The sequence below is a fragment of the Nosocomiicoccus sp. HMSC067E10 genome (assembly GCF_001810835.1).
Lineage (GTDB): Bacteria > Bacillota > Bacilli > Staphylococcales > Salinicoccaceae > Nosocomiicoccus > Nosocomiicoccus ampullae_A.
The window spans coordinates 59,988-66,989 of sequence record NZ_KV802751.1 but is presented as its reverse complement, the minus strand read 5'-3'; the positions used below and the strand labels follow the sequence as shown (position 1 = coordinate 66,989).

General features: G+C 38.6%; 7 protein-coding genes. 1 reads left to right on the top strand and 6 read right to left on the bottom strand.

Annotated features, from left to right (window positions below):
• Positions 1–140: 140 nt before the first annotated feature.
• From HMPREF2767_RS02110 to HMPREF2767_RS02085, 6 genes are read right to left on the bottom strand one after another with little or no spacing between them, the layout of a single operon-like run.
• Entirely contained in the window at positions 141–770 is a 630-nt protein-coding gene (locus tag HMPREF2767_RS02110; RefSeq protein WP_040929204.1) for a sortase, read from the bottom strand.
• 1 nt (position 771) lies between these two features.
• Positions 772–2,733 carry an ATP-dependent DNA helicase RecG gene (recG, locus tag HMPREF2767_RS02105; RefSeq protein ID WP_070622457.1) on the bottom strand — a complete coding sequence of 654 codons (1,962 nt, stop codon included), beginning with the start codon at positions 2,731–2,733 and terminating at the stop codon, positions 772–774.
• Between the two features lies 1 nt (position 2,734).
• Entirely contained in the window at positions 2,735–3,613 is an 879-nt protein-coding gene (gene sdaAA / locus HMPREF2767_RS02100; RefSeq protein ID WP_040929206.1) for an L-serine ammonia-lyase, iron-sulfur-dependent, subunit alpha, read from the bottom strand.
• Positions 3,614–3,616: 3 nt separating this feature from the next.
• Complete coding sequence (sdaAB, locus tag HMPREF2767_RS02095) at positions 3,617–4,288, bottom strand: L-serine ammonia-lyase, iron-sulfur-dependent subunit beta (protein WP_068128824.1); 672 nt, start codon at positions 4,286–4,288, stop codon at positions 3,617–3,619.
• A 54-nt stretch (positions 4,289–4,342) separates the two neighbouring features.
• Entirely contained in the window at positions 4,343–5,989 is a 1,647-nt protein-coding gene (locus HMPREF2767_RS02090) for a DAK2 domain-containing protein (RefSeq protein WP_070622456.1), read from the bottom strand.
• A gap of 19 nt (positions 5,990–6,008) precedes the next feature.
• The gene (locus HMPREF2767_RS02085) at positions 6,009–6,374 is read right to left on the bottom strand and encodes an Asp23/Gls24 family envelope stress response protein (RefSeq protein ID WP_070622455.1); all 366 of its coding nucleotides are present in this window, start codon (positions 6,372–6,374) and stop codon (positions 6,009–6,011) included.
• 187 nt (positions 6,375–6,561) lie between these two features.
• Between HMPREF2767_RS02085 and rpmB the strand changes: the two genes are divergently transcribed.
• A complete protein-coding gene (rpmB, locus tag HMPREF2767_RS02080; RefSeq protein ID WP_040929210.1) occupies positions 6,562–6,750 on the top strand; it encodes a 50S ribosomal protein L28 in 189 nt (62 codons plus the stop codon).
• Positions 6,751–7,002: the final 252 nt, after the last annotated feature.

Sequence of the window (7,002 nt, the reverse complement as noted above, 5' to 3'; positions counted from 1 at the left end):
TTTTTATTTTACACAATATTTAAGACTTGACCGAAAAACCGCTTCTCCTCCCGAATTTTCCGATGAAAAACTACTCGCGTATTCCATTACGCGTAAAATAACACGACCAAGCAACCAGCAAAAACAAAAAAAAGTGATTCTTACGAATCACTTTTGATTTCTGCTTGGACGATGAGTCGCTTTTCAAATAGTAACGTATCTGGGTTGTAGTCTTCACACGTGATGAGTGTTAATATTTGCGGGTCGCCTTCTGATTGTTGTAGTATATCGACGCGGTCTGGTGTGACTTCAAAGATGTCGGTAATTTCGTATTCTCGTTTACCGTCTCGGGTTATAATTTCTATCGTGTCACCTTTTTCTGCTCGGTCGATATAGTTAAATCGTATCCCGGCGCCTTCTACTCGGTGGCCAGCGATCGGCACGTTCTGCATGTCGAGACTATCTGTTGACTCTAACATACTGACGCCGTTTCTAAGTTTTTCTTCAGTTAATTCTCCGTAATAAATTGGCTCTGAAATTCCGGCAGATTCAATTTTGATAATCCCTGCCATATCGTCTTTAATTTTAACCCCTTGTTTGTCCCCGGGCTCAATTCCAGTAATAAACTTTTCTAATATATTTACATTGACGTTGTCATCACCGTTCTCGTAGGCTTCGATGATTCTATCGTTTACGATATCTGTGAAAAATGCACGGATATCTTGCCAGAAGAATAAGACAAGTGCCGTCATGATAAGTAGTACACCTAAAATTCTAGTAAATGATCTCATATCACTGCTCCTTAAATAGTTTAATGGCTTCACTTCTCGCAACTTCTAATATTCTATAGTCGTGTACGAGATCTGCAACTTTAAATTCTGGGAGCCCACTTTGTCTCACACCAAAAAAGTCTCCCGGCCCGCGCATCTCTAAATCTCTTTCAGAAAGGACAAATCCATCTGTCGTTTCTGTCATAATATTCATGCGCATTTGTGCTTGCTCAGTTTTACCTTCACTTATTAATATACAATAACTTTGTAAATCATTTCTACCTACACGACCTCGAAGTTGATGTAACGTTGATAAACCAAATCGCTCTGCGTTAAAAATCGTCATCACTGTCGCATTTTTAACGTTGATACCAACTTCAATGACCGTCGTTGATACGAGTATCGGTGTTTCAAGCGATTCAAAGCGCGCCATTGCTTTCGCTTTCTCCTCAGTTTTCATACGCCCATGGACGAGCTCGACTTTATCTTCACCGAACGTTTCTCTAAACATATGATACACTTCTTCAGTCGTCATTAAATCGAGTACTTCTGATTCTTCGATTAACGGCGCGACGACGTAAATATTACGTCCAGCATCCATTTCTTTTTTGATAAACGCGAGTACTTCGTCGATTTCTTTTTCTTTTTTCCAAAATGTTTTGATCGGCAACCTACCGGCAGGCATCGTCTTTATAAGAGAGACGTCCATATCTCCGAATGCTGTGATCGATAGCGTTCTTGGGATTGGTGTTGCTGTCATATATAATACGTTTCGACTTTTGGCTTTTTTAATTAATTTCTCTCGCTGATTTACTCCGAAGCGATGCTGTTCGTCGATAATGACGAGCCCTAAATCTTTAAACACGACGTCATCTTCAAAAAGTGCATGCGTCCCGATAATTAAATCGATGTCTCCATTTTTTAATGCTTCTTTTATACGACGTTTTTCACTCGGTGTCGTCGTCCCTGTTAATAACTCGATTGTAAGCTCATCGTTAAACGATTCGACTAAACTTTCATAATGCTGATTTGCAAGCACTTCAGTCGGCACCATAATTGCACTTTGTTTAAGAGCAGTTTTAAGCGCATAAACCGAAATTCCAGCGACGATTGTCTTACCGCTTCCGACGTCCCCTTGCAGCAGACGGTGCATATTAAATTCACTAAGTAAATCTCTACAAATGTCGTTCACACTTGTCTTTTGATCTTTCGTCAATTCAAACGGTAACGTACCGATAAACCGCTTCAGCTTATCAATATCATATTTTATAATTGATTCTTTTTGTGGCACGCGTTCTTGCTTACGCTTTTCGATGATTTTTACTTGGAACATAAACAGTTCATAAAACTTCATCGTACGTCTCGCATTTTGAAGTTCATCCATATTATCCGGAAAATGGAGATGATACAGCGTTTGTTTAATCGGCATCAGTTTATATTTTTTGATTAAATACTCCGGTAAATCTTGATTAAAAATATGTGTTCGAAACACTTCTTTTACGATATTACCAAACGTCTTATTATTCATCACTTTATTTAACGCATAGCGCATATCCATCGTATCGCCGTTCGGTTTTATAATACTTCTACCTGACATCTCTTGTTTTGGTTTATTAAATTTACCGTGGACGTTTATCGTATCTCCGACTTCGATTTGTTTTTTTAAATACGCCTGATTAAAAAACGTCACTTTTATGTAGACGTTGTTCGTTTCCATATGAAAACTCATCCGGTTTAACCCTTTTCGTAAATACGTCACCGTCGGCTCCGTTTTTACGACACCACTCACTGTAATGACTTCTTCTAACTTTACGGAATTCACGTCTGTCGGATTTTGGTCAACGTACGAATTCGGCAGATGAAAAACTACATCATTCACCGTATGAATACCAATACTATTTAATTTTTCTTCGGTCTTTTTACCGACACCTTTTAACGTTCCGATAGAAGCAGATGGCGTGATCACTTCATATAGCTCTGTCATATTATGACCCGATTAACTCTTTTTTCAGTCGTTCGCCTGTAGGAGTTGCTGCGAGTCCTCCGCGACCTGTTTCACGTAAGTGTGATGGCATCGTTAATCCGATTTTAAACATCGCTTCGACGACTTCGTCTGCTGGGATTCTAGATTCTATTCCAGCGAGTGCCATATCTGCTGCTGTTAGTGCGTTAGATGCACCAGCTGCATTACGTTTAACGCACGGTACTTCAACGAGACCTGCGACTGGGTCACAGACAAGACCGAGCATATTTTTAAGTGCGATAGAAAACGCATGTGCACACATTTCTGGCGTGCCACCAGCCATTTCAGTGACTGCTGCAGCTGCCATTGCTGACGCACTCCCGACTTCTGCTTGGCATCCACCTGCAGCACCTGAAATACTCGCATTGTTCGCGACGACCATTCCAAATGCACCTGCTGTAAATAGAAACTTTACCATCTCTTCACGCGTTGTTTCTGGATATTTTTCTTTCATCGCAAATAATACACCTGGAACGACACCCGCAGACCCTGCAGTTGGTGTTGCACAAATTTGCCCCATCGCAGCGTTCACTTCATTTGTAGAAACAGCGTTCATAATCGCGTGTAGTGTTAAATCTCCACTTAACCCGCGACCCGATTCGATATAGCGTCTCATTTTTACTGCATCTCCGCCTGTTAGACCAGTCGTACTTTCTACACCTTCAAGCCCTTCTTTTACTGCATTTTCCATCGTGTCTAAGTTGTATTCCATCTGCTTATAAATATCGTCATAGGATAGTCCTGATGTTTCCATTTCTTGAGCGATCATAATATCTGCGATTGATTTTTGTTCAGTTTCTGATCTAGAAATCAGTTGGTTAATACTATTAAACTCTTGCATCTATTACGCCTCTTTTCCTTTTAATTCTATGACACGCTCGACACCTTCTACTTGTTCAATTCTCTTCACTGTCGATTCATCACATTTTGAATCGATTTCTATCGTCATAAGCGCAGTTTGACCGACTTCTTTACGCGATACGTTCATCGTTCCAATGTTGAGTGCTTCATCTTTTAAAATACTTGTAACGTTCGCAATCGTCCCGAAGCTATCTTTATGAAATACGAGTAGCGAATGTAAATTACCAGATAAAGAAATCGGATAGTCGTTAATAGAGACGACTTGAATCATCCCACCACCAATTGACACAGCTTCAACCATTAACGTGTCGTCTCCTTTAAATAAGTGGAGAATAGCTGTATTCGGGTGACTCTTTTCTTCTGGCATCTCTATGATTTTGACGTGCATATTTGCTTTTTCGGCTTCTTCGTAAGCGTTTTTAATTCTTGAATCTTCAGTACTAAACCCGAGCACTCCTCCGATTAATGCGACGTCTGTTTTATGACCTTTATATGTTTCTTTAAATGAACCGTATAAGTAAATGTCTACTTTGTCTGGTTGTTGTTTAAATAGATTACGTGCTGTTTGTCCAATTTTAACTGATCCAGCCGTATGAGAACTTGATGGACCAATCATCACTGGCCCAATAATATCAAATACACTATTATATTTCATAATTTCACCTCTTATTAAAAAACCACATCGATAATATCGATGTGGCTATATTGATTACTCTACAGAAATTAAATAACTGTATACCGGTTGTTTACCGTCGTGAATTTCAAATTCAACGTCATGCGATTCTTCAAACTGTTCAGCGAGTGCTTCAACGAGTGCTTCATCGTTTCCTTCACCTGTAAAGATCGTTACGATTTCTGAATCGTCATCGATCATTGTTTCAAGTAAGTTTTCGAGTGTAACTTTGACGTCTTTATTACATGAGATAATTTTCCCATCGACGATACCCATATGTTCGTCTTTTTTAATTTCAACGTCATCGATTTTCGTATCTCTTACTGCATACGTCACTTGACCTGTTTTCACTTGGTTCATAGCGTCGATCATCGTCTCTTTGTTTTCTTCGAGACTTGCTTCTCCATTAAACGTAAACATTGCAGACACACATTCAGGAATCGAACGTGTCGGAATAACGACAGCCTCGACATCTAATAGTTCAGCTGCTTGTTCTGCTGCCATGATGATATTTTTATTGTTCGGCATGATGATAACTTCTTCGACGTCGTCATCTTTAATAATATTGACGATGTCTTCAGTTGATGGGTTCATCGTTTGACCACCGCTAATTAAGTGTGTAACACCGATACTCTTAAGGAGGGTATCAATACCTTCTCCACTTGATACTGCGATAATTGCCGTTTTAATTTTTTCTTTTTTCTTTTTCGCTTCACGTTTAGCTTCTAATGCTCTAAACTGTTCGCGCATGTTTTCGATTTTAATCTTAATGATTTCACCGTACTCTGCACCGTATGATAGTGCTTCACCTGGATGGTCTGTGTGTACGTGAACTTTTACGATTTCATCATCGTTAATAACGAGTAATGAGTCACCGAACTTATCCATGTCGTTTCTAAATGATGTTTCTTCGAATGGTTTTTTATCTTTTCCGAAACGTACCATGAATTCTGTACAAAAACCGAATTCGATATCGTCGACTGACATAAACTCATCAAATTCGTGTTCATCGTTTACGAACTCTTCTGTATTGACAGGCTCTCCTGAAGTGCTTGACGTCTCTTCTACGTCTTCACCTTTTAACGCTTTTAAAAATCCTTCATAAACATATACAAGTCCTTGTCCACCTGAGTCGACAACGCCCACTTCTTTTAGAACTGGTAATAGATCTGGTGTACGTTTTAAAGATTCTTTCGCTTCTTCTAAAACAGCTTCCATAATTTTAACGATATCTGTTTCGTTTTTAGCGACTTCTTCTGCTTTAGCGCCTGAGTCTTTAGCAACTGTTAAAATCGTACCTTCAACAGGTTTCATAACTGCTTTATATGCAGTTTTCACACCTGCTTGGAATGCTTCACTAAATGCATGATGATCGATTTCTGCTAACTCTTCGACGTGTTTAGAAAATCCTCTAAATAATTGAGATAAAATAACGCCTGAGTTTCCTCTTGCGCCCATTAATAACCCTTTAGAGAAGTGTTTCCCAACTTCACCGACGTGGTTGCTCGTTAAGTTTTCTACTTCAGAAGCACCCGATACGATCGATAACTTCATATTCGTTCCTGTGTCTCCATCCGGTACTGGGAAGACATTCAGTGAATCAACATATTCCGCATGCTTTTTTAAATTTTTCGCACCATTTAAAATCATCTTGCGAAAGAGTTGTCCATCTATTTTATTCATTTTTAAAAATCCTCCCTAACTACTCATCCGAATCAATGATTCTGACACCTTGAACATGAATATTCACAGAATCAATTTTTAGTCCTAATGTTTTTTCTAACGTATACTTAACTGTCGTTTGTACGTTCGATGCAACTTCGGAAATCTTCACACCGTAAAGTACAATAATATATAAATCAATTTTTAAATTTTCGTTTTCATTATCTACGACGACACCGCGTGCGTAGTTCTCTTTACCAAGTAATTCCGCAAAGCCATCTCTAAATGTTTTCGATGCCATACCAACAACGCCGTAACTTTCACTTACGACGCCACCAGCGATATTTGCGATTACATCTGTAGACACTTCAATCGTGCCAAGTTCATTATTAATTTTTAGTGACATAAACTCACTCCTAATTCATCATTTTATTATAGATTTAAACACACTATTTGACAACCCCTGTTCAAATCCGCATGATTAAATACAACGATATGATATTTGTTATTGTGTTTTAAACGATATTCATGTATTATATTATAGTATTCGCAGATAAGAATTATCAATTAAAAACAATGAAGGGGTGGGACGAATGGCTAAAGTATGTTACGTTACAGGTCGTCGTGCTAGATCAGGTAACAACCGTTCTCACGCACTAAACGCAAGTAAAAGAACTTTTGGTGCTAACTTACACAAAGTAAGAATTTTAGTAGATGGCAAACCTAAACGTGTTTGGGTTTCAGCTAGAGCGTTAAAATCTGGTAAAGTACAACGCGTATAATTAAAATAATAAAAGAGATTTGTGCGATAGAATCGTACAAATCTCTTTTTTTGTGTATACACATGCAAGATTTTGGGTTGGATCTGTGACTTTGGTCGGAGTAGGCTTTTATTCTTCTATATTAGTTGAATTTTTGGTTTAATTTTACGCAAATACGATTTGTGTTAAAAGCGTTGTGCGTTCGTTGACAATTAGAGATCTTGCGTAAAATTATCGAGGTACCCTTTGACGTATTCGAGAGTTGTGTAAAAT